The following is a 20,864-nucleotide window of genomic DNA, read 5'->3' as shown; positions in this document are numbered from 1 at the left end:
TCACAGATTGCATCGGCGTAATTCAAAAGATCATCCCTTACTGGCACTGAAGGCGACACCCTCAATGAACCGGCGTTGGAAAATGAAAAACAGTATGAGCATCGGAATAACAGCCATGAACGCCCCAGCCATCAATACAGGATAATCCGTACCGAACATGGAGACAAGTGTGGCAAGGCCTGCCGACAGCGTTAATTTTTCCGGTGAACTGTTGATGATAAGCGGCCACTGAAGTTCATTCCATGACCAGAGCAGTTGGATGATGACGACTGCAACCAGTGCTGACTTGACCAGGGGCAGCATGATGTAGCGAAAGATTTGGAACGGATTGCATCCGTCGAGCACTGCCGCCTCCTCCAATTCTTTGGAAATGCCGAGGAAAAACTGGCGCAGCAAAAAAGTCGCAAATGGGCTGACGAGCGAAGTGATCCAAAGTGCGGTCGTCGTATTCACCAGGCCAAGTTTGCTCATCATCAAATATTGCGGGGTATAGAACACCGGGTTGGGAATCATCATGACCGAAATGATCAGAAAAAAACACAGCCCTCTACCCGGAAAGCGAATGCGCGCAAATGCAAAGGCCGCCATCGCGCTGAAGACGACAGGGAATAACGTCTTCATGAACGCAGCCATCAGCGTATTCGCATAATAATGCAAGAAGGCCGATTGCCTAAGGGCGTCTACATAGCCTCGCAAGCTCGGCTCGGCAGGTAATATCGTAATTGGAATCTGGGTCGCCTCCGTCGTCGTCTTGAGCGACGTAAGAATCATCCAGAGAAATGGAAGCACCATGACGGCCGCCCCAGCGATCAGAACCAAATGAATAATAAGATTGCTTCTATGCTTCGAAGAGACAACTCTGCTCACTTTCGTACCTCCTCAATCGTAAATCACCCATTTTTTTTGCAGCATGAACTGGATACCCGTCAAAACCAGGTTGATCACCAGCAGAATGTTGACGATCGCTGCTCCATAGTTCTGATCGTAATAGATAAATGAATTTTGGTAATAAGCGTATACAAGAGAACGCACGGCCGGTAGCGCAACGTTCGTTTTACCGATAATCAGATAGATACTGTCAAAAATTTGTGTGGCACCGATCACGAGCACGATCGACGTAAAAAATAGTGTTGGTGTTAATAGCGGAAGCGTGATGGAACGAAACTTGCGAAAGCCGACAGCGCCATCAATCTCAGCCGCCTCATACAGAGTTCGTGGAATGCCTTGAAGCCCAGCTAGGATCAGCAACATGTTAAAGCCAATCGCTCCCCAAACACCGACCATGACAAGAGCATACATGGCGAACCGCTTGTCAGAGATCCACGCGATGTGTGTGCCGAGTACAGAGTTTAGTAGTCCGTAATCCTGAGCGAAAATAATGACCCACACCATAGCAGCCGCGGCCGCCATCGTAACCTGCGGTAGAAAATAAATGACCCGGTAGACAGCCTGGCCCTTGATCTTAGCGTTCAGCAGTACGGCGAAGAACGTCGAAAGTATAATCGTCGTAGGTACAAACAGCACAACATAAAGTATCGTATTACGTAGATTTTGCCAGAACTCTTCGTCCATAAATAATCTCTCGTAGTTGGCCCAACCGACCCAGTGGTTGACAAGGCCGAAGTTTTCGGACTTCAGGAAGCTCAGATAGATGGAATAGACTGCTGGCCAGCTCCAGAAAACGAGTGTTCCGATCAATGTCGGAGCGATCATCATATAAGCCCATATATATCTGCTTTTCGAATGCATTGCCTTCACCTCATTTGTGCCATAGGTATTCCGTTAACCGGAATACCATCGACAATTTTGCCTGACGTAGGGCGCTTACTTTGCGTCCTCAATCGCCTGATTCATCATTTCCGCCACTTTCTTGGCGCCTTCTTCAATTGAAATGGCGCCGCCCCATGCCTGTGACATGATTTCTGCTTCTTTCGAGAACCAGACTGGGTACGATTTTGAACCACTCGGGTACGGAGTCGCGTCCGCCGCCTGATCAATGAATACTTGCAGGTTCAAATCGGGATTGTTCTTCACCCATGCGTCTTGCGTGTTATTGAACGCTGGAATCGCGGCACCCATCTGGGCCGTGATCTCAGCGGCCTCCTTGGAGCCGAGGAACTTCAGGAACTGCCACGCTTCCTCCTTGTGCTTACCCTTAGTGGACATGACGTTGCCGATGCCATTAATGATATTGCCGCGCTTGACCTTCCCCTTCGGCAGGGGTGCCCAATCGTACTTTCCTTTGATAATTTCACTACTCGCCAGATTGCCGTTGTCCCAGGACCCGTCGAAAATCATCGCGAGCTTGCCGGACTTGAACATTTCGACCGAATCCGTGTCGGTCATCTGCTGGTGCGTCGGTGAAGCCTTGTCAAGAATCATCTGGTAACGGGCCTTTAGTGCCTCAATCGAAGCCAACTCTTCATAGCCAGATTTGGTCATGTCGTCATTTAAAATAAAACCACCGTTCGCTAACATATCGTTCCAGTAGCCTGCTTGGGTGTCCAGCTTTGCGCCAAAACCGTAAATACCCTTGTCTGGCTGACTTAGCTGTTTGGCGACTTCAGCAAGCTTGGCATAATCCCATGTGTCGTCTGGATAAGGAATGTTCGCCTGATCAAACAGCTCCTTGTTGTAGGCCAGACCAATGGTATCGAAGTCCTTTGGAATACCGTAGTTTTGCCCGTCCATCGTATAGATGGAGACGAGGTTGGACGCGTAGTTGTTCAGATCGATTTCATTGGCCTGGACTTTGTCCGTGATTGGCTCGAGGAACTTGCCCTCTGCGTACTTCATAAACTGACCACCATGCATCCAGAATACATCGGGCAGCATTCCCGCTGGCGCTGCGGCGGACATCTTCGTCCAATATTCGCCCCAAGGAATAGCATCAACTTTCACCTTGATATTCGGGTGCTGCTCAGTGAACGCATCGGCGATCGCCTCCATCGCCGGCTGCTGGTTTTTGTCCCAGATCGTATAAGAGATCGTAACGCTCTTCTGGGCACCACTGTCGGTAGCCCCGCCCCCGTCGTTAGAACTATTACAGCCCGCCATCAACGAGACAAGCAGTAAGCTGGCGATCCCTGCCGCCATTTTTTTTCTTATATTCATTGTCATACTCCCCTCGACTTTTCTTAAAAATGAAGATTGTACTCTTACGTCCAGCAATCATGCTCCAAAAGCTGGAGACGGAAAAAATGCGCGTTTTTTCCGCCAGTCGATCGTCGTGAGCTCTTGACGTTCTCATCATAAATCAGGAAAAATCCGGTTTAAATGCCCAGATTTTAAGATTCAAACCACATTTTTAAGATCCCCTTCCCAACTGCGGATGATCTCTGCATAATAAAACCCGTACCTAAATTCAAATGATTGGGGCAAATCATCCACAAGATTTTGTCCGCAATTCCAAAGGAGAATTCTCCCATGAATAATACCTCAATCGCCCGGCTGCCTGGCGAATACTGGTGGGGCGGTGTAATCAACGATGGCAGCTCTATGCCATTTGGCCATACAGCATATACGAGGGATTTGCGTGTAACGGATGACAATCAGGCCTCGCCTTTGCTGCTCTCCAATAAGGGCAGATATATTTGGAGCGAGGAGCCTTTTGCTTTCCATGTGGACGAAAATGGACTTTCCATCTTTGATAATGCAGGTGAAGTCATCGTGGAAGAGGAACATAGCTCACTGCAGGGAGCATACCGTCATGCTGCCGGCACACACTTCCCTCCTTCCAACCAAATGCCCGACGCCCTCGTCTTCACAGCCCCACAGTACTGTACCTGGGTCGAGATGTTCTATAACCCCACGCAGGACAGAATTATCCGTTATGCAGAATCGATTCTAGCGAATGAGCTGCCGCCCGGCGTCCTCATTATCGACGACAATTGGATGATGGATTATGGCATGTGGGACTTTGACAAGCACAGGTTCCCGAATCCCCGGGAGATGATTGATACGCTTCACGGCATGGGGTTCAAGGTGATGCTCTGGATGTGCCCATACGTGAGTGCGGACTGCACGATGTTTAAGGAATTGCGGGCGTGTGATCTACTTCTGACAGGCGTTGACAACGCGCCAATCATCCGACAGTGGTGGAATGGTTACAGCGCAGTTGTAGATTACACGAAGGAGGAAGGTGCGGCCTGGTTCAAGCAGCAGATGGATCGTCTGATCACTGATTACGGTGTTGATGGTTTTAAACTTGACGCTGGCGAGCCGTTCTTGCCGGGCGGAGCGGACACGACCCAGCCCGTTGCATGGACTCGTCCCCTGCGTCAGCTTGAAGACTGCGAAGCATACGCCAACCTCGGAGTTGGCTACTCGCTGGTTGAGCTGCGGATGTGTTGGAAGCTCGGTGGCCAGGGACTCATCCAGCGCCAGCGGGACAAGACACATACGTGGGACGCCACTGGGCTCAGCGGACTCATACCCAACGCGATTGCTCAGGGACTGCTTGGCTACGCATTTAACTGCCCCGATATGATCGGCGGCGGTATGGACGGCGATATCAACTCCCCGGAATTTCACTTTGACAGCGAGTTGTTCGTAAGGTACACCCAGTGTGCAGCTCTGTTCCCTGTGATGCAGTTTTCCATGGCACCCTGGCGCGTGCTGAAAGGTGAGGAGCTAACCTGGTGCCTTGACGCCGTAAGGTTAAGATCCGAGCTCGGTCCCGAGCTGCTCACGCTTGCTCACCAGGCCGCTGCAGACGGTTTACCGATACTGCGCAGCCTGGAGTTCGAATATCCTGACTGCGGATACGAGCTCGTAAATGACCAGTTTCTCCTCGGACAGAATCTGCTCGTTGCGCCAGTCGTCGTCAAGGGACTGACATCCAGAACCGTGGTTTTTCCTGAAGGTCAATGGCAGGACGAGGATGGGAATATCATCAACGGGCCAACCGAACTTCAAGTTGATGCGCCCCTCTCACGTCTGCCTTGGTATCGTAAAATCCAATAGGAGGTATATCTCCATGAAAAAAATAAAGCTCGCCCTGATTGGCGCAGGCGCCCGAGGGCTGCTTAGCTATGCTCCCTATGTACTCGCCCATTCGGACGAGGCTGAATTCGTAGCGGTCGCCGAGCCGGACGCGGCCAGGCGGAACGAAGCTGCTAAGCAATTCGGCTTGACATCGTCGCAACTTTACGAGTCATGGGAGCATCTGCTGGCACAGCCAAAACTCTGCGATGCCGTCCTCATCTGTACGCAGGATCGGATGCACTACGAGCCAACCATGGCGGCACTGGACTCGGGCTATCATGTACTCCTTGAAAAACCAATGTCAAATGATCCTCTGGAATGCTTAAAGATGGCGGAAGCGGCCGATCAAGCGGGACTTCTACTCACCATCTGCCATGTCTCTCGTTATGCTTCCTTCTGGCAGAGACTCAAACATTTATTGGCAGGCGGCGCAATTGGCGAGATCGTATCGATTCAGCACAATGAGAACGTAGGCTACCTCCACTACGCACACAGCTTCGTCAGAGGCAACTGGCGCAACGATCAGTTTGCCAGCCCAATGATACTGGCGAAATCCTGCCACGATATGGATCTGATCCGGTGGCTGATTGATGATGAGTGTGTACGCCTCAGCTCGTTCGGTTCGCTGAAACACTTTCAGATCAGCGAGGCACCTGAAGGATCGACGGAACGGTGCACGGACGGCTGCGCGGTGGAAGCCAGCTGTCCTTACTCTGCCCCCCGTTTCTACATGCAGCCGCTCGAAGACAATGGCTTCGCAGCATTCATCGCGACTCCTCCCACAGAGGCGAATCGGATGAACGCTATTCTTCACGGGCCCTATGGGAGATGTGTGTACCGGACGGACAACAACGTCGTCGATCATCAGATCGTTAACATGGAGTTCGCTGGTGGTTCAACGGCGATGTTCAGTATGTGTGGCTTCACGCGCGACATCAACCGTATTGTCCAAATTATGGGCACCGGGGGAGAGATTCGCGGCGATCTGCTGAAGGAAGAGATCGATCTGTTCGAATTCTCCAGTGGGAAGCGCAGTATCATCACCACGTCCGCTGGTGCGGCTGGACACCAAGGCGGTGACGAGGGTATTATGAGTCGGTTCCTGGCCGATCTGCGCGAGGGAAATCATAGTGGCACACTCACCTCCGCTCAGGCCTCACTGGACAGCCACCTAATGGCATTCGCCGCCGAGGCGTCAAGGCTGAAGCAAGGAGCGGTCGTCGAGATGAGCCAATTCAAGGCAAGGATTCTGGCGTCTTCGACCTCCAATTGACAAAGGAACAGTTCTGCTCAGATAATAAAAAGGTTGAAGATACACCATCCGTAACAAGCGAAAACTGACTGGGGGATTTAAGCATGTATGAGCTACTAATCGTTGATGATCATGCTCATCTCGTGGACAGTCTCGAACGCACCATGCCGTGGGAAGCGCTCGGCATTGGCAAGGTTCACAAGGCTTTCTCTGGTGAAGAGGCACTCGAACATTGCAAGAGCTATCCCGTCGATATTATCATCACCGATATTCGAATGCCCGGAATCTCCGGCCTGGAGCTGATCGAGCATATAAAAAAATACGACAAGCACTTCAAAAGTATCCTGTTGTCCGGGTACGGCGAATGGGACTACGCACAGGAGGCGATCAGACAGCAGGTGGATGGTTACCTGCTCAAACCGGTCGACCAGAGGGAGCTGGCCGACATGCTGCATCAACTCACGGAAGCACTCCGCCTGGAATGGGACGAACGGGGCAAACAGGTGAAAGCAATGAGCATGCTCAGCGAACATATGCCATTGTTTCGAGAAAAGTTGCTAATTGATCTGCTTCAAGGTAGGAAGCTTCCTTCCAAACTGCTCGAAGAAAAAATGGCTTATTATCGGTTGCCATTCTGTCCGAGCGACGAAACTGCAATATGCCTCCTCCGCATTGAATTGTCTGCAGAGGATTTGAACTGGAAGGACCAGTCCCTGCTCTCCTCGGCCGTCGCAAATATCGCTGAGGAAACCTTCTCGGAATTGTTCCATGTCTGGCACGGGCGTGATGCATACGAGCATGAAGTCTTTGTTCTCAAAGTACGGGAAGAGTCATGGCTAGCGCGAGAGAAAGAACCGGAGCTTAATCGACAGCGGTCCCTTGAACATTTGGCGGCCAGGCTGCAGCAGCACGTCAGACACTTTCTCAAAAGCAGCATTTCAATCGTCGTGAGCCACTGGCAGGTCATGGCTAACGGCCTGCGTGAGACTTACCAGGACTCACTGGCTATACTCACCCGCCATCTTGGCGGTGAGACGGACCTCTTAATCCGCATGCAAGACGCCTTAGTGCCCGAAAAGCCCTACCGCGTCCATAGCCTTTACGAGTCGCCCACGATGATCCAGTTGTTCGAAATTTACCAGTGGGAGGCGATCTCTGCCAAGTGGGAAGCCATTTTCCTTGAGGTGACAAACAAACGAATGGATTCACGGGAAACGCTACTTGAGCTCTATTATCACGCGATGGGTGCCTTCAGCTTTTTTGCCCACAAAAACGGACTCAGCCTGCTTGAGATCATCCCTCCAGAGCTAGACAAGGCCACTGAAGCCAACCGTTTCCGCCATATGTACCAGCTTCAGGATTGGATAGTACTCACGCTCGAGCGATTGCGAGAGATGACCAAAAGCGAATGGAACAATGAGCAAGTAGCGCTCATCCGTAAGGTCCAACAGTTCATCACAGCGCATCTCGCGGAAGCCACGCTGCAGACGGCAGCAGATCACGTCGGCCTGCATCCCGCGTATCTATCTGCTCTGTTCAAAAGCAAGGCAAGCGAGAATATTAGCGAATATTTGTACAAAGTGCGCATGCAGCGCGCGCGGGAAATCCTTATCGAGCAGCCAGAACTCAAGGTTAGCGACGTTGCGACGGCAATCGGCTACCATAAGCCGCAGTACTTCATCAAATTGTTCAAAGAGCATTTTGGACTGACACCGCAAGACTTCCGTCATCAATCCTCCTGACCGAACGGGGACACTATAATGAAACTAACCATTTTCACAAAAATTGTACTTGTCATCTTTCTACTGCTCGTCTCTACCCTGCTTCTTTACTATCTGACCAATCGCTCCAGCGTGCGGCTCATCAAGCAGGAAATTCAAAGAGTGAAATTGAATGAGCTTACTTTCCTGGCCGGAGACATCGACAACAATCTGTCCAAAGTATCGTCCTTTAGCGATTTTCTCGTACTCGACAAAGATGTGCGACTGCTTGCGACTCCTTCCTTTCTGGAAGGAGATTTTGAGCTGAACAAGTTGAAACTGCGGGTATCGGACAAGTTGAACCTTTTGCATGCCCTGAACAATTGGAACGCCGAATTTATGGTGATTTATGATGAAGACAGCTCGTCTTTCTCCTCAACGTCCTCTTCGTCGAAGTTAAGCGAACTGTATTTGGAGACGCACTTCCGCCCGTTCTGGCAGTATGAGCAGACGGGCGATGGCACGTATTTGACCTATTATTTGGCGCATCCGTACACCTTCCGCTTTGATCCGGAGGAAGTGTCTTATGTCGTCAGGGCCAAGATCGACACCAAAAATGTACTTGCCTACTTGGACCGTGCCAAGGGAACGAACGACAACAGCGCAATCTTGTTGTCTGCGGCTGGGGATGTGCTGACAAGCGACACAGAGAAGCTTCCTTTCATTCATGAATTGACAAGCCGACTTGAGGTTGGTAAAGAAATGAGTGGTAACCGGCTTATTAAACTGGATGGGGAGCAATACCTCGTTAATTTCACTGCTCTAAGTAACTTCAAAGATTGGTACATCGCGGACTATACCCCGATCAGTGAGGTACTCAATCCAATCTACGCTAACCAACGTCTCTACTATTTCTCTAGCGTTTTCCTACTTCTGTTCAGTATCCTGCTCGCCCTGCTGTTATACCGGGACGTGCAGATTCCGATACGTAAATTGCTCTGGGGCGTTAGGAAAATCACATCCGGCCAATATTCCATCACACTCCACCAGGAGAGTAATGACGAATTCATGTACTTGTTTGAGCGCTTCAACGAGATGTCCAAAGAAATCAAAGAATTAATTGAAAGGGTTTACATGGAACAGATCCGCTCCAAGGAAGCCAAACTGCGGCAGCTCCACTCCCAGATCCAACCGCACTTCCTGTACAACTCACTTGCATTTATCAAGAGTATGACTGAGCTTGACGAGAAGCAGGCCGTTATTGACATGTCCATAAGTTTAAGCCGTTATTTCCGGCAAACAATCAAGTTTGAGAACACGTATACAACGGTGCGGGACGAGCTAGAGCTCGTCCGATTATACCTGACGATCCAGAGCCTTCAGATGGACCGCTTCGTTTTCTCCATTGATGTCGAGGAGCAGCTTCTCGATATACAGGTGCCGCGGCTACTTCTACAACCGCTCGCGGAAAATGCCATTCTGCACGGCATTGAGTCGCTGCGCATGGTTGGGGACATCCGAATTCGTGGCTATTCCAACGGAGAATATTGTGCGCTGATTGTGGCGGATAACGGCTGTGGTGTCGAGCCCCGTCGACTCGACACGCTTCGTAATGCAATCTACTACGGCACGGACGCCAATACTGCGTGGGCACTTCACAATGTATATGAGCGGATGAGAGCAATGCTCGGCTCGGAGGCCAATATGGAGCTGTCTAATGGAGAACTGGGCGGACTTCAGGTGACGTTGCGCTGGAAAGTGGTCCGTGAACAGGAGGTAACAGAGATATGTTAATCTGGAAATGGTTGAAGCAAACAGGGCTGTTTGGCCTCGCGATCATCTTGTTCCTGGTTGTTATGATTTTCTCGTTTATCTTTTGGGAAGATCCAACGGGCCCCTCCCAACTACTGGAGAAAGAAAACACCTCTGTAGGGCCTGCGCCTTCGTTCATCGGTGGAAAATATGAGTCTCCCGTGGTCTTGACGACCGTTGGGCATCTGTACCCGGACATCGAGTTCAAAAACGGTGAGGATCTGCAAAACAACGTACTGAGCCGAATGTTTGAGGACAAGCTTGGCATCAAGGTCAATTACCTCTGGACGACGACTGGTGATGAGGATGTCTACATCAATAAACTGAACACCTTGATCGCGACCGGTCAGTCCCTTCCCGATATCGTCACCTTCAAGGGTGGACAAAATATGTATCCGTTGCTGCGCTCCGGTGCCTTCCGCGACGTAGGAGAATTGTTCGAGCAGTATGCCTCACCTAAGTGGAAGGCAGCCATGGCGCAGGCACCCGAGTCGTGGGACCGATACATGATCAACGGCAAAAAAATGGCGATACCAATCCTAGACGGCAAGATGAATTCGAACGAGGTATTGTACATTCGTCAGGATTGGCTTGATAAGCTTGGTCTGCAGGCCCCCACCACCCTGGACGAGATGGAATACGTCATGGATGCGTTCGTTCATCTAGACCCGGACGGCAATGGTAAAGACGACACCTATGGACTTAGCATCAGCTTGAAAAATTCGTTTTTCACCTGGATGTCGGATGTGGGCTTCGTGTTTGGGGCTTACGGGCAGATGCCGGACATCTGGAGCACAGGTGCGGACGGAATGCTGTCTTACGGCTCGGTCCAACCAAGTGTTCGACAAGGTCTTACGACGTTAAAACGCTGGATGGAGCGAGGCTACATACCGAAGGATGCTGAGATTCTCGATGAGGTCCAAGCGACGGAATCATGGAAGCTAGGCAAGGCAGGCATGATTGTGGCGCCGCTGTGGGCGGCCGGATGGCCGCTAGGGAACGTAACTACGAATGTGCCGGGCGCCCGGTTCGAGGCATATCCGATCCCCGTCGGGCCGAGCGGCTTATCCGGTACGCGTGGCACGCCGCCAGAGTATGGCGCAATGGCTATTAACGCAGATATGGCGAACCCTGAGATTTTTTTCAACTATATGAACTTTGTTTATGACAACTTCATTGATCCTCCTGCTGGGTCACCGTATCGCTGGGGTATCGCTGAAGGCTACGACTACGGCTATGAAGATGGCAAGGTGACATTCCTGGAAAGCCAGGTTCCGGGCGGTTTTGCAGACCCCCAGAAGTATCTCTTAAGCCTTTCTCTCCCCTCGGTCCCTAACCTGCTCAGTGAATCGATTGCTCGTATCAACAGTGGTTCATCCGATCAGACCTCATATGACATCAAAAACAAGCTGCTCCGTACCCCGCAGGAGCTGAAGGGTTGGCAAATCGTTGAAAGCAATCCCTCCGTCTACAAGACAGATGCCTTCACCGGTGCTCCGACGCCTACGATGGAAAAGATCGGTGACGCCCTTGACGAGTTACTGCATGACGCGATGCTCAAAATCGTATATGGACAGGAGCCGCTGTCAAGCTTCGATCTCGTCGTCGCTAGATGGCACAAGCTAGGTGGCGATAAGATCACTGAAGAGGTGAACGATTGGTACACATCGCTGGAAAAAATCAATCAATAATCGTTGTTTTCTGGTGGGTTATCTATAAATTGAAAGGATCAGATGAAAAACATGGCGCACAATGTTTAGTTGTACGCCATGTTTGATGAAATATTAATGCAATGCTCCTATGATTGGATAGATTGGGCCTCTCAGATTGAAATTGTAGTTCAGATCGACAATCCCTACGACTTCGTTGTTATCATATAGTTCTAACATGAAGCCTGCCATCTCTTTGGCAGTGTGGTATTTAGACATGTTTGCTTTGTAATCAAAATCTTCTGTATCTAATGATTTATTTACGAATTCCGTTTCCGTTATAGCTGGAGCTAGCACTTTTGCTTTTAATTTTGCACCTTTTATTTCAAGTTCTTTGGCAAGCCCTTCAGTGAAGGCACTAACGTAATATTTCGATGCCGAATACGCAACACTTCCAACTGCAATGGCATATCCGAGTGCGGATGCAACGTTAATTAACTGAGTTCCCTCTACGTCTGCGTAATCTCGCACATACAGTGTGGAAAGGATCGTTAGGGACTCAATGTTCACACGTAACATGGTTTCAACTTTCTCCAGATTCTGTTCTGCTACAAAAGAACCTTCACCAAGCCCCGCATTGTTTATCCAAGTCTCAATTTGGTATTCCTTCAGCGTGTTATACAGTGTGTATGCCTGAGCAGTATCCGATAAATCACTTGTATGAACAATAACATGTACTGTAGCATCAATATTCTGAATTGCTGATTTGAGTTCTTCTAATTTGTCCAATCTTCTAGCGACTAAAATTAAGTTTTTGCCTCGTGCAGCAAACGCCAATGCTGTCTCATATCCAATCCCTGAACTTGCACCTGTAATAACTGTGTATTTCATCCTATTTTCTCCTTATCAACATGTATTTTAGTATAAGTAAGCTTTTAAAATAATTTTAGAATGATCGTTCTTAATATTGCAAAAAAAACAGTTAGATCTAACTTGCTATTTAGAATAGCATTTCTAGAACGAACAGTAAAGAATTATTTTCTGACTACCATATAATGATGTTGGAACAGGGAATAATGAGTCTTGCAAGACATGCGATACAAGTTCTTTATAACATTAACAGGACAAGAACCTGTATCACTAAAACAAACCATCCTCCATGTAGGCAACTCCCTCTTTGCCTGCCATGTTGTAACTCCATTTTCAATCTAAAACGGATAATGTCATATCCATAATATTTGTTAATTTTTGCGGATCCGTAGTGGTCTTAACCAACGTACGTATCCCCACCCATGCATTCATCAAATAATGAGAAATAACTACAGGGTCAACGTCAGCCTTGATTTCACCCTTTTGCTGGCCTTCCAGAATAAGATTTCTCAAGAATTCCTCTGTTCGCAAATAACTTTCATTAACTAGCGATGCAACTTCAGGATCCAATAGGCCCAATTCCACGCCTGAATTTACAAGAAAACACCCTATAGGTTGTCCTTCATTTCTTATTGTTGACTCAAACAATGCCCGAATAATCTCTTTGATTGGTTTTTGTGTATCGATCAACAAGCTCATTTGGGTGGTTTGCTTCGTTTCATATCGTTCAAGAGCTTTCATAAAGAGAGCATGCTTATCCCCAAAGGTATCATAGATACTTCTTCGATGAATGCCCATATATTCAACCAAATCCTGCATCGAAGTTTTCTCATATCCTTGGGCCCAGAACAGCTGTATTGCTTTATCTAATACTTCATTAACTTCAAATTCTTTGGATCTTGCCATCGTCAATCACCTCGAATAATCATTATACATTTAAGTGCATGATTGGGAAACTTGTATTGTTGCAGAGGCTATAAGGTTAATTCACGAAAAAATCCTTACCAATTAGCTGATAACTCTTTGAAAATAGCTACATAAGATATAACAAAATAATAGATTGGAGGAATTGTTATGGTTCGTACGCTTGACGCTCGTACTTCACTCGGGTCTAACGGTGTTGCTCCGTTTAATGTTCCACTCACTCCAAATACGCCTACCTTGGTGGGTATCCTTGGTCTGAACATTGTCAATCCAGGAACAGTAATTCGCACTCAATTTAACGGAACCTATCGGATTTCGGTAGCAAATTTGTCCTCGCAACCTTCTTCCATTCGTTTTGAAATTTTCAGAGGTGCGACCTATACAGGCACGCCGATTTATGTCGTTTCCCAACCTATATTTCCTTCTGTGGGAAGCATACTGGCAAGCTTCGATGGTTCTGATTACAATGTGCCTCCTCCTCCCTCCGGGCAGCTTATCTATTCTTGTTTTGTTACATTTGTTCCGGCATCTCCATCAGAGCAAGCCAGCCGCGTTGGTCCAGAATGCTTCAATGCGGTTGCATACAGTGACGATTAACTCATGGCTAACAGGACTCTATGAAAATACGGAAGGAGGAAAATTTCATGGTTAAAACGTTAGATGCCCGGACTTCCCAAGGTTCCAATGGCCAGCAAGTTTTAACTCCCAGCTTTACGAATGGCGTCCCACTATTGTTTGCCCAGGTTGGATTGCAAATCAGCAACCCGGGTATGTCGCTCCGAACTTTTTTTTCGGGGATCGTCGAAATTACGGCAAGTCAGTTGCCAGTTAACGGAAATCTTGTCATAGAAGTATATCGAGGATTAGGCGGTTCGCAACAGCTTGTGTATCGGGCCACTACAACTGTATTGGCCAACCCTTTTTTCAGTCCTTGTATTTTAAGTTTTACCGGTTCGGAGTACAATGTCCCAGCCCCAAGCAATGGACAGCTTGTCTACTCAGCGTACGCCACATTCTCCTATAACCCTATTTATAATGTGAATAACGTACGCTTGGGGCCTGAAAGTTTCAATACAACTGTTTATTCTGATGATTGAGTCAATACGTTTGACCGTTTTATATTATGAAAATAAATTAAACCATCTCAATTATTGAGATGGTTTTTTGGATCTTTCTAAAAACTTACACACGTATTATTCACGTTCTTGAAGATGTGCACTATGGTCAAACACGTTTTATGTCCCAGCAATTTATTTTTTCACAACGTCATCCATGGCCTGAACAGCCAGTTCAAATGCTTTAATTCTTCTTCTTAAAAGCGTTCTTTGAGGGCTGCCCGCTTTTGACTTACTGTAACTGTTCTCAAGTGAAGGGAATAAACCGATCAGAACATTGCGAGCTTCAGCTAACTCTTCCTTGGTGTAATGATGAGCTTTTTGATTCCAGGCCGTTTCCAATAACGCCAAACCGATGTATAAGGCGTTGAGTCGTTTCTTTAATAAAGTAGTGTTATTTCCTTTCTGAGTCAAATTAGTCAAGGCGTTTTCGGATTTGCGTATGGTCGATTGGAAAGCTTGGATGGATTGCAATTTTTCTTCCTCTGATACATTTTCCATGTAGTGCTAACCTCTCCTTTTCTCATGCATACAACTAATTTACATGCCCCGCGAGATGTGATCAATAATATAACGAGCAAAAACTACCGCAGGTTTCGATGGATATCTGTCGTCTCCACCGTAGCAGATAGATAAAATGAAAATCCCGTTCTAGACATTTTGTCCAGAACGGGATTTTCATTTTAAATTAATCGTTCGCGTTTTTCTTGGTCACCAGCTTCAATTCAGCCGGAATTGATTTCTCTACTTGCTTGCCGTCCAGCACATCCAGAGCAGCTTGCACCGCCAGCTGGCCAATCAGTACGGGCTGCTGAGCGACTGTTGCCGTCAACTTTCCGTCCTTAATGGATTTGATCGCATCATCGTTGCCGTCAAATCCAATTACGGGAATATCTTTACCAGAACTTTGGATCGCTTCGATTGCACCCAGTGCCATCTCGTCATTATGGGCAAATACCGCCTGCACGTCAGGATTGCCCTGCAGCAGATTCTCCATTACATTCAAACCTTTGGAGCGATCGAAATCGGCAGACTGTTTGGCAACCACATTGAGTTTTTGATCAGCAATCTCGTGGAAACCTTTCCCCCGCTCTCTTGTTGCGGAAGCTCCGGGTACACCCTCAAGTTCGATCACTTTTGCTCCCTCGCCAAGCTGTTTTACGAAATATTCCGCCGCCATTTGTCCACCTTTGACGTTATCGGATGCGACCAACGCTGCCACGTCGCCTTTGTCGGCCGAACGGTCAAGTGTAATCACAGGAATACCCACGCTATTGGCCGATTGTACAGCCGTAGAGATTGCCGCGGAATCCGCAGGGTTAATCAGAAGGGCATCCACGCCCTGTTGAATTAAGTCGTCCACATCATTGGTTTGTTTGGCTGAATCATTTTGAGCATCAACCACGATGACCTGAATTCCTTGTTTTTTGGCTTCTGCAACTACCCCGTCTTTGAGAGAAACAAAGAAGGGATTATTTAACGTGGAGACCGACAGGCCGATTTTTTTCTGTCCATTGCTTCCGGCAGAGTCGGGCTTAGCCCAACCCGGAGGCTCCAGAGAGCATCCTGCCAGAACGATCATCATTACGCTTACAAGCAATATGGTTAGTTTTTTCATGTTCGCTTCTCTCCTTAAGCCGTTTTCTTGCGGTCCAGCAGGACAGCGATGGCAATAACGACGCCTTTTACAACCATTTGATAAAACGAGTTCACTCCGAGCAGGTTCAAACCATTGTTCAGCACGCCGATAATCAGAACCCCAATCAGTGTGCCGACGATCCGTCCTCTACCACCTGATAGGCTTGTTCCACCCAGAACAACAGCTGCAATGGCGTCCAGTTCATATGAAGTACCTGCCGTAGGCTGTGCAGAATTCAGACGGGAAGTCAGGATCGCGCCTGCCAGGGCTGACAGCATACCTACCAGCGAGTAAATCATGATTTTCACGCGATGCACTTTAATACCTGAGATAATGGACGCTTTCTCATTGCCCCCAAGCGCGTACGTTTTACGACCGAAAGCTGTTTTATGCAAAATCGTCCACAATATTACGAAAGTAATGAGCATTGTGATTGCTGGAACCGGTATGCCTAGCATATAACCACGACCGAACAGTTGGAACAGCAGGCTATCGCCCAATCCGGTAATCGGATTACCATTTGTATATACCAGAGTTAATCCCCGGAACACCGTCATCGTCGCTAATGTAGCGATAAACGGGGCCATTTTGCCCTTCGTAATCATCAGCCCATTCACCATACCCATGACACCGCCGAGCGCAACCCCAATAATGATCGACAGAATCGGATCCAAGCCAGACAGCATCATATTGGCTACAAAGGCGCTAGATAAAGCCAGAATGGAGCCAACCGACAAGTCGATGCCGCCTGTCAGAATGACAAATGTCATGCCAAAAGCAATCAGCGCGTTAATCGAAACTTGACGCAATAGATTCAAAATGTTAAGCGGTTCCAAAAAGCTTGGATTCAATACCGATACGATGATTATCAGAATGATCAGTCCGAGCAACGGACCTAATTTCTGTGTTAGATTCGTCAAGCGAAAGCCGCTTTTGGCGGATTGGTTTTCCTGCAAAGTTGTCATATCATTGTCCCCCTGTAGCCAATGTCATAATATTTTCCTGTGTTGCCTCTTCTTTTGCCAGTTCACCGCTAATACGTCCCTCATGCACAACCGCAATTCGATCGCTCATGCCGAGCACTTCAGGCAGCTCGGAAGATACCATAATGATGGCAACCCCGCGGTCAGTCAGCTCGTTCATCAACTGATAAATCTCTCGCTTGGCTCCAACATCCACACCGCGTGTCGGTTCATCCAGGATGAGTACACTCGGACCAATGCCGACCCATTTGGCGATTACCACCTTTTGTTGGTTGCCCCCTGAAAGGTTTCGTGCTGCCGTCTCAGAGGATTGTGTCTTGATTTGCAAACGTTTGATGAGCGTATCGACAAACTCCTGTTCTTTCTGAGTCGAGATGAATCCCTTACTTGAGAAGCTGAACAGATTGGGTAAGGCCATATTCTCACGAATGGAGAAATCAAGCACCAAGCCTTCATCCTTACGGTCTTCGGTAATAAATCCAATTCCATGTTTAACCGCGTCCGCAGGCTTCCGAATATGAGCCTTTTTGCCTCGAATCATGATTTCGCCACCATCCAGAGGTTCCAAACCGAAGATCGCTCGCATAATCTCTGTCCGTCCAGAGCCCATCAGCCCGGAGAATCCGAGGATCTCGCCTGCTCTCACCGTAAAGCTGATATTCTGGAACAATCCTCTGCTGCTTGCGTCCCGTACTTCAAGGACCACTTCACCATACGAAGGATTTCGTGCCGGATATCGTTCCGTGAGTTCCCGTCCAACCATCTTCCGCACCACTTCGTCAAAACTGGTCTCCGGGATCGTCTTGGTGTCTACCGTTTTGCCGTCACGCATGATCGTAATCCGGTCGCAAATGGTGAATATCTCCTCCATCCGGTGCGAGATATAGACAATGGAAACACCATTTTTCTTAAGCGAAGTGATCACGCCGAACAACTTCTGAATCTCCCGCTCCGTAAGCGCCGCCGTGGGCTCATCCATAATGATTACTTTGGCGTCGGTCATCAGTGCTTTGGCAATTTCAATCATTTGCTGCTGACCGACAGAACATTCCCCGGCAGGACGATCCAGCGGGATCTGCACGGAAAGCTTGGCAAACTGCTCAGTGGCAAGCGCTTTCATTTGTCTTGTATTTAGCAACCCAAAAGATGAAGTTATTTCCTTACCGATGAAGAGATTATCAAGCACCGTCATTTCCGGCCAAACATTCAACTCTTGGTGGATAAAAGCAAGCCCCATCTTCTCGGCTTCCTTCGGATTGGCAAAATAGGTTTCTTTGCCGTCAATAGAGATGGTTCCCTGATCACGCCCGTGAAGACCAATCAAAATGTTCATTAACGTGGATTTGCCGGCCCCGTTCTCTCCCATCAAGGCATGAACCTCGCCTTCTTTCAGTTCGAAATCTACCCCGCTTAACACTTGGTTGGTGCCAAACGCTTTATATATGTCTTGCATCTGAATAAGCATGATACCGTCCCCCTTTTAACCGAAAATGACGCCCGATTGTAAAATGCAATTGGCATACGGCGTAGCTTCGCCCGTACGAATGACCACTTTGGCATTCCGGCTCAACGCCTTGAATTGTTCATGACTGATGGAAACGTCAATGGCTTCATCGCCAAATTTCTCGGTAATAAATTGCAAAGCTTCTGGATTCCCTGCCTTGATCTCTGCTGCCAGAATCACTTTCTCAACGACCATATCGTCCGCAATAAGCTCCACGACCTCTTGAAAACTTGGTGTTCCCAGTTTCAGGGACAGATCGATTTTGGGTACACCATCTGGAACTGGAAGGCCAGCATCCGCGATAACTATCGTGTCCGTATGACCCAGATCAGATAACACTTTGGAGATGTGACTGTTCAATATTCCCTGCTTCTTCATTTCAGGCTTTCCTCCACTTCATCCCTCGTCGGCATGCCTCCTTGTGCGCCGAATTTGGTCACAGATAGGGATGCAGCCCGATTGGCGAATCTAATGCTGTCTTGTAGCGGTTTTCCTTCCGCCAGAGCGACCGCAAATGCGGCGTTAAACGTATCACCCGCTCCGGTTGTATCCACTGGTTCCACTTTGAAAGTAGGTACAACGATCTCCTGTTCGCCGTCAAAATATCGAACCCCGTTGCTGCCCTCCGTAATAAACAACTTGTTTGGATATTTGCGCAGCGCCTCAGCCGGAGTCATGCCTTGAAACAATATCTCGGCCTCATGTTCATTCGGCGTGATATAAGCAGCTTTGTCAATGACCTCATCCGGTACTTTCCTTGCAGGTGCAGGATTCAACAACAGGGGCGTTCCGCTTTGGGCGCAAATCTCGCTGACACGAACAACGGTTTCCTCCGGAATTTCCTGCTGAATCAGTACAATATCGGCACGTTGGATCACTTCTGCCGCTTCATCGACATAAGCTGGTGTAACTTCGCGATTTGCCGCTTCAACAACCACAATACTATTATCACCTTCGGCCAGCACGATATGAGCCGTACCGCTCTCCAAATGTGTAACCGGTTTCACATTATGCGTATTTACACCATTTGCTTTGAAATTATTTAAAATGGCTGTACCAAAAGTGTCATCGCCCACCCTGCCGATCATGGAAACGTCGGCCCCCAGTCTTGCGGCAGCGACTGCCTGATTTGCTCCTTTGCCGCCCGGAACTGTTTTGAAGCTGTCGCCAAGGACGGTTTCACCCGCCCCCGGCCGTCTTGAGGAAGTGACAACCAAATCCATGGAGCTGCTGCCAATTACGCATATTTTAGCCATCTGAATTCACCCTTCTTGTTGTGCCCCGTTCAATGAAACTGACCGGAAGCTGTATGTGTTTGTTTTCGATTGGAGCTTGTTCCACCAGTTTGATAAGCAAACCGGCAGCTTCTCTTCCCATCTCGTATGCCGGTTGTCGAATGGTCGACAATGCAGGCGATAGCAGGCTGCTCATAGGAATATCGTCGAAGCCGATAATTTGCATATCCTCCGGAACTTTTTTTCCGATGCGCAATGCCTCGTGCAGTACCGCCATAGCTGCAATGTCATTACTGGCAATGACTCCATCCGTATCCCCGTACTTGCTGAAAAGCTCATCCGCCCATAACCCAACATCGTTAAAGGAAAAGGATGTCGTTTGGATTACACGGTAATCCAGGCCCGCCTGACGTATGCTCTCGATTGCGCCTTCAAAACGGTCCTGCGCGGGTTTGATATGTGCCGGCCCCTGCATAACCGTAATTCGGCGGCTTCCGCGCTTGATAATCTCCCGTGCAGCCAGATGTCCACCCTCTCTGCCATCCGCATATACGGAGGGACTGTCCAGAGGTGTTCTGTCAAGAAACACCACGGGAATTTTCAAATTCTCATATATTGAAGAATGAGGGTAATTCGTTGAAGAGATTACGCCGACTACATTATTCTGGATAAAAGTCTGGATGTAATCCTTTTCCTTCTGTTCGTCCTCATCACTATTTCCGAAAATCAGTCTGAATTCCTGCTCTTGCATCCGGTCCTCTACTCCGCGTGCAAGCTGCGGAAAGTAAGGGTTTGCAATATCGGGTAGCAGCAGGCCAATCAATTTGGACTTACGCTTGTATAAAGAGCGGGCCACCTCATTGGGAGAGAAGTTAAGCTGCTTAACCGCTTCCTCCACTTTCTTGCGAGTGTCCGCATGAACATAACCTCTTTCATTAATGACCCTCGATACAGTGGCTACTGAAACGCCAGCCAAATTAGCTACATCTTTTATTGTTGTCATGAACGTTCACTCCTATGTGTGTAACCGGTTACAGATATGAAAATATCATATTTATTTCAGTTTGACAATCCTTTTGTTACTGGAAATTTATCCTAGCCATCAGATAAAGACCTAATTAACGCAGTAACACTATGCCATAGCGTCATCTTGAACCAATGCATATATTCAAGCAAAATAAACGACTCTTATCCG

At 48.3% G+C, this 20,864-nt stretch carries 19 protein-coding genes; 7 read left to right on the top strand and 12 right to left on the bottom strand.

Annotated elements, in window-relative coordinates; all coding sequences use genetic code 11:
- Positions 1-30: 30 nt before the first annotated feature.
- The 3 genes from G3352_RS23570 to G3352_RS23560 form a co-directional block, all read right to left on the bottom strand.
- Entirely contained in the window at positions 31-867 is an 837-nt protein-coding gene (locus G3352_RS23570) for a carbohydrate ABC transporter permease (protein WP_063562739.1), read from the bottom strand.
- Between the two features lie 12 nt (positions 868-879).
- A complete protein-coding gene (locus G3352_RS23565; protein ID WP_240343195.1) occupies positions 880-1,716 on the bottom strand; it encodes a carbohydrate ABC transporter permease in 837 nt (278 codons plus the stop codon).
- 108 nt (positions 1,717-1,824) lie between these two features.
- On the bottom strand, positions 1,825-3,114 hold the full coding sequence (locus G3352_RS23560; protein WP_205525028.1) for an ABC transporter substrate-binding protein: 1,290 nt from the start codon (positions 3,112-3,114) through the stop codon (positions 1,825-1,827).
- A 312-nt stretch (positions 3,115-3,426) separates the two neighbouring features.
- On the opposite strand from G3352_RS23560, the gene G3352_RS23555 reads away from it, so the two are divergent.
- From G3352_RS23555 to G3352_RS23535, 5 genes are all read left to right on the top strand, one after another.
- Positions 3,427-4,965: a glycoside hydrolase family 31 protein gene (locus G3352_RS23555; protein ID WP_163760573.1), complete on the top strand. Its 1,539-nt coding sequence runs from the start codon at positions 3,427-3,429 to the stop codon at positions 4,963-4,965.
- Between the two features lie 13 nt (positions 4,966-4,978).
- Positions 4,979-6,259 (top strand): Gfo/Idh/MocA family protein, encoded by a 1,281-nt coding sequence (locus tag G3352_RS23550; protein ID WP_163760571.1) that lies wholly within the window; start codon positions 4,979-4,981, stop codon positions 6,257-6,259.
- 83 nt (positions 6,260-6,342) lie between these two features.
- Positions 6,343-7,980, top strand: coding sequence for a response regulator (locus G3352_RS23545; RefSeq protein WP_163760568.1), 1,638 nt, complete (start codon positions 6,343-6,345; stop codon positions 7,978-7,980).
- An 18-nt stretch (positions 7,981-7,998) separates the two neighbouring features.
- Positions 7,999-9,732: a sensor histidine kinase gene (locus G3352_RS23540; protein WP_163760566.1), complete on the top strand. Its 1,734-nt coding sequence runs from the start codon at positions 7,999-8,001 to the stop codon at positions 9,730-9,732.
- Positions 9,726-11,441, top strand: a complete 1,716-nt coding sequence (locus G3352_RS23535) for an extracellular solute-binding protein (protein ID WP_163760564.1) — start codon at positions 9,726-9,728, stop codon at positions 11,439-11,441. The genes G3352_RS23540 and G3352_RS23535 overlap by 7 nt, the downstream gene beginning before the upstream one ends.
- A gap of 93 nt (positions 11,442-11,534) precedes the next feature.
- Here the strand turns inward: G3352_RS23535 and G3352_RS23530 are convergent, their stop codons facing one another.
- A complete protein-coding gene (locus G3352_RS23530; protein ID WP_163760562.1) occupies positions 11,535-12,290 on the bottom strand; it encodes an SDR family NAD(P)-dependent oxidoreductase in 756 nt (251 codons plus the stop codon).
- A 312-nt stretch (positions 12,291-12,602) separates the two neighbouring features.
- Positions 12,603-13,175, bottom strand: a complete 573-nt coding sequence (locus tag G3352_RS23525; protein ID WP_163760560.1) for a TetR/AcrR family transcriptional regulator — start codon at positions 13,173-13,175, stop codon at positions 12,603-12,605.
- A 168-nt stretch (positions 13,176-13,343) separates the two neighbouring features.
- On the opposite strand from G3352_RS23525, the gene G3352_RS23520 reads away from it, so the two are divergent.
- A complete protein-coding gene (locus G3352_RS23520; RefSeq protein ID WP_163760558.1) occupies positions 13,344-13,790 on the top strand; it encodes a hypothetical protein in 447 nt (148 codons plus the stop codon).
- Positions 13,791-13,837: 47 nt separating this feature from the next.
- Positions 13,838-14,290, top strand: coding sequence for a hypothetical protein (locus G3352_RS23515; RefSeq protein WP_163760557.1), 453 nt, complete (start codon positions 13,838-13,840; stop codon positions 14,288-14,290).
- 153 nt (positions 14,291-14,443) lie between these two features.
- Here the strand turns inward: G3352_RS23515 and G3352_RS23510 are convergent, their stop codons facing one another.
- The 7 genes from G3352_RS23510 to G3352_RS23480 form a co-directional block, all read right to left on the bottom strand.
- Positions 14,444-14,809: a hypothetical protein gene (locus G3352_RS23510; RefSeq protein ID WP_163760555.1), complete on the bottom strand. Its 366-nt coding sequence runs from the start codon at positions 14,807-14,809 to the stop codon at positions 14,444-14,446.
- A gap of 187 nt (positions 14,810-14,996) precedes the next feature.
- Positions 14,997-15,926: a ribose ABC transporter substrate-binding protein RbsB gene (gene rbsB / locus G3352_RS23505; RefSeq protein WP_163760553.1), complete on the bottom strand. Its 930-nt coding sequence runs from the start codon at positions 15,924-15,926 to the stop codon at positions 14,997-14,999.
- Between the two features lie 14 nt (positions 15,927-15,940).
- The gene (locus G3352_RS23500; RefSeq protein ID WP_163760550.1) at positions 15,941-16,912 is read right to left on the bottom strand and encodes an ABC transporter permease subunit; all 972 of its coding nucleotides are present in this window, start codon (positions 16,910-16,912) and stop codon (positions 15,941-15,943) included.
- 1 nt (position 16,913) lies between these two features.
- Complete coding sequence (locus G3352_RS23495; protein WP_163760548.1) at positions 16,914-18,395, bottom strand: sugar ABC transporter ATP-binding protein; 1,482 nt, start codon at positions 18,393-18,395, stop codon at positions 16,914-16,916.
- 15 nt (positions 18,396-18,410) lie between these two features.
- Positions 18,411-18,812, bottom strand: coding sequence for a D-ribose pyranase (rbsD, locus tag G3352_RS23490; protein WP_163760546.1), 402 nt, complete (start codon positions 18,810-18,812; stop codon positions 18,411-18,413).
- Entirely contained in the window at positions 18,809-19,690 is an 882-nt protein-coding gene (rbsK, locus tag G3352_RS23485; RefSeq protein WP_163760544.1) for a ribokinase, read from the bottom strand. Before rbsK ends, rbsD begins: the two co-directional genes overlap by 4 nt.
- Positions 19,683-20,672, bottom strand: a complete 990-nt coding sequence (locus tag G3352_RS23480; protein WP_163760542.1) for a LacI family DNA-binding transcriptional regulator — start codon at positions 20,670-20,672, stop codon at positions 19,683-19,685. The genes rbsK and G3352_RS23480 overlap by 8 nt, the downstream gene beginning before the upstream one ends.
- Positions 20,673-20,864: the final 192 nt, after the last annotated feature.

Source organism: Paenibacillus sp. ALJ109b (assembly GCF_010747435.1).
GTDB classification, from domain to species: Bacteria; Bacillota; Bacilli; order Paenibacillales; family Paenibacillaceae; genus Paenibacillus; species Paenibacillus taichungensis.
The sequence above is the reverse complement of the archived record's forward strand: the minus strand, read 5'-3'. Positions and strand labels throughout refer to the sequence as shown.

What these genes read in the sequence shown, in the direction of transcription:
- G3352_RS23495 (WP_163760548.1), bottom strand. Translation starts at nt 18,395, where the DNA reads ATGCTTATTCAGATGCAAGACATATATAAAGCGTTTGGCACCAACCAA.
- G3352_RS23550 (WP_163760571.1), top strand. Translation starts at nt 4,979, where the DNA reads ATGAAAAAAATAAAGCTCGCCCTGATTGGCGCAGGCGCCCGAGGGCTG.
- G3352_RS23520 (WP_163760558.1), top strand. Translation starts at nt 13,344, where the DNA reads ATGGTTCGTACGCTTGACGCTCGTACTTCACTCGGGTCTAACGGTGTT.
- G3352_RS23545 (WP_163760568.1), top strand. Translation starts at nt 6,343, where the DNA reads ATGTATGAGCTACTAATCGTTGATGATCATGCTCATCTCGTGGACAGT.
- rbsB (WP_163760553.1), bottom strand. Translation starts at nt 15,926, where the DNA reads ATGAAAAAACTAACCATATTGCTTGTAAGCGTAATGATGATCGTTCTG.
- G3352_RS23560 (WP_205525028.1), bottom strand. Translation starts at nt 3,114, where the DNA reads ATGAATATAAGAAAAAAAATGGCGGCAGGGATCGCCAGCTTACTGCTT.
- rbsD (WP_163760546.1), bottom strand. Translation starts at nt 18,812, where the DNA reads ATGAAGAAGCAGGGAATATTGAACAGTCACATCTCCAAAGTGTTATCT.
- G3352_RS23480 (WP_163760542.1), bottom strand. Translation starts at nt 20,672, where the DNA reads ATGACAACAATAAAAGATGTAGCTAATTTGGCTGGCGTTTCAGTAGCC.
- G3352_RS23565 (WP_240343195.1), bottom strand. Translation starts at nt 1,716, where the DNA reads ATGATGATCGCTCCGACATTGATCGGAACACTCGTTTTCTGGAGCTGG.
- G3352_RS23555 (WP_163760573.1), top strand. Translation starts at nt 3,427, where the DNA reads ATGAATAATACCTCAATCGCCCGGCTGCCTGGCGAATACTGGTGGGGC.
- G3352_RS23525 (WP_163760560.1), bottom strand. Translation starts at nt 13,175, where the DNA reads ATGGCAAGATCCAAAGAATTTGAAGTTAATGAAGTATTAGATAAAGCA.
- rbsK (WP_163760544.1), bottom strand. Translation starts at nt 19,690, where the DNA reads ATGGCTAAAATATGCGTAATTGGCAGCAGCTCCATGGATTTGGTTGTC.
- G3352_RS23510 (WP_163760555.1), bottom strand. Translation starts at nt 14,809, where the DNA reads ATGGAAAATGTATCAGAGGAAGAAAAATTGCAATCCATCCAAGCTTTC.
- G3352_RS23535 (WP_163760564.1), top strand. Translation starts at nt 9,726, where the DNA reads ATGTTAATCTGGAAATGGTTGAAGCAAACAGGGCTGTTTGGCCTCGCG.
- G3352_RS23530 (WP_163760562.1), bottom strand. Translation starts at nt 12,290, where the DNA reads ATGAAATACACAGTTATTACAGGTGCAAGTTCAGGGATTGGATATGAG.
- G3352_RS23540 (WP_163760566.1), top strand. Translation starts at nt 7,999, where the DNA reads ATGAAACTAACCATTTTCACAAAAATTGTACTTGTCATCTTTCTACTG.
- G3352_RS23500 (WP_163760550.1), bottom strand. Translation starts at nt 16,912, where the DNA reads ATGACAACTTTGCAGGAAAACCAATCCGCCAAAAGCGGCTTTCGCTTG.
- G3352_RS23515 (WP_163760557.1), top strand. Translation starts at nt 13,838, where the DNA reads ATGGTTAAAACGTTAGATGCCCGGACTTCCCAAGGTTCCAATGGCCAG.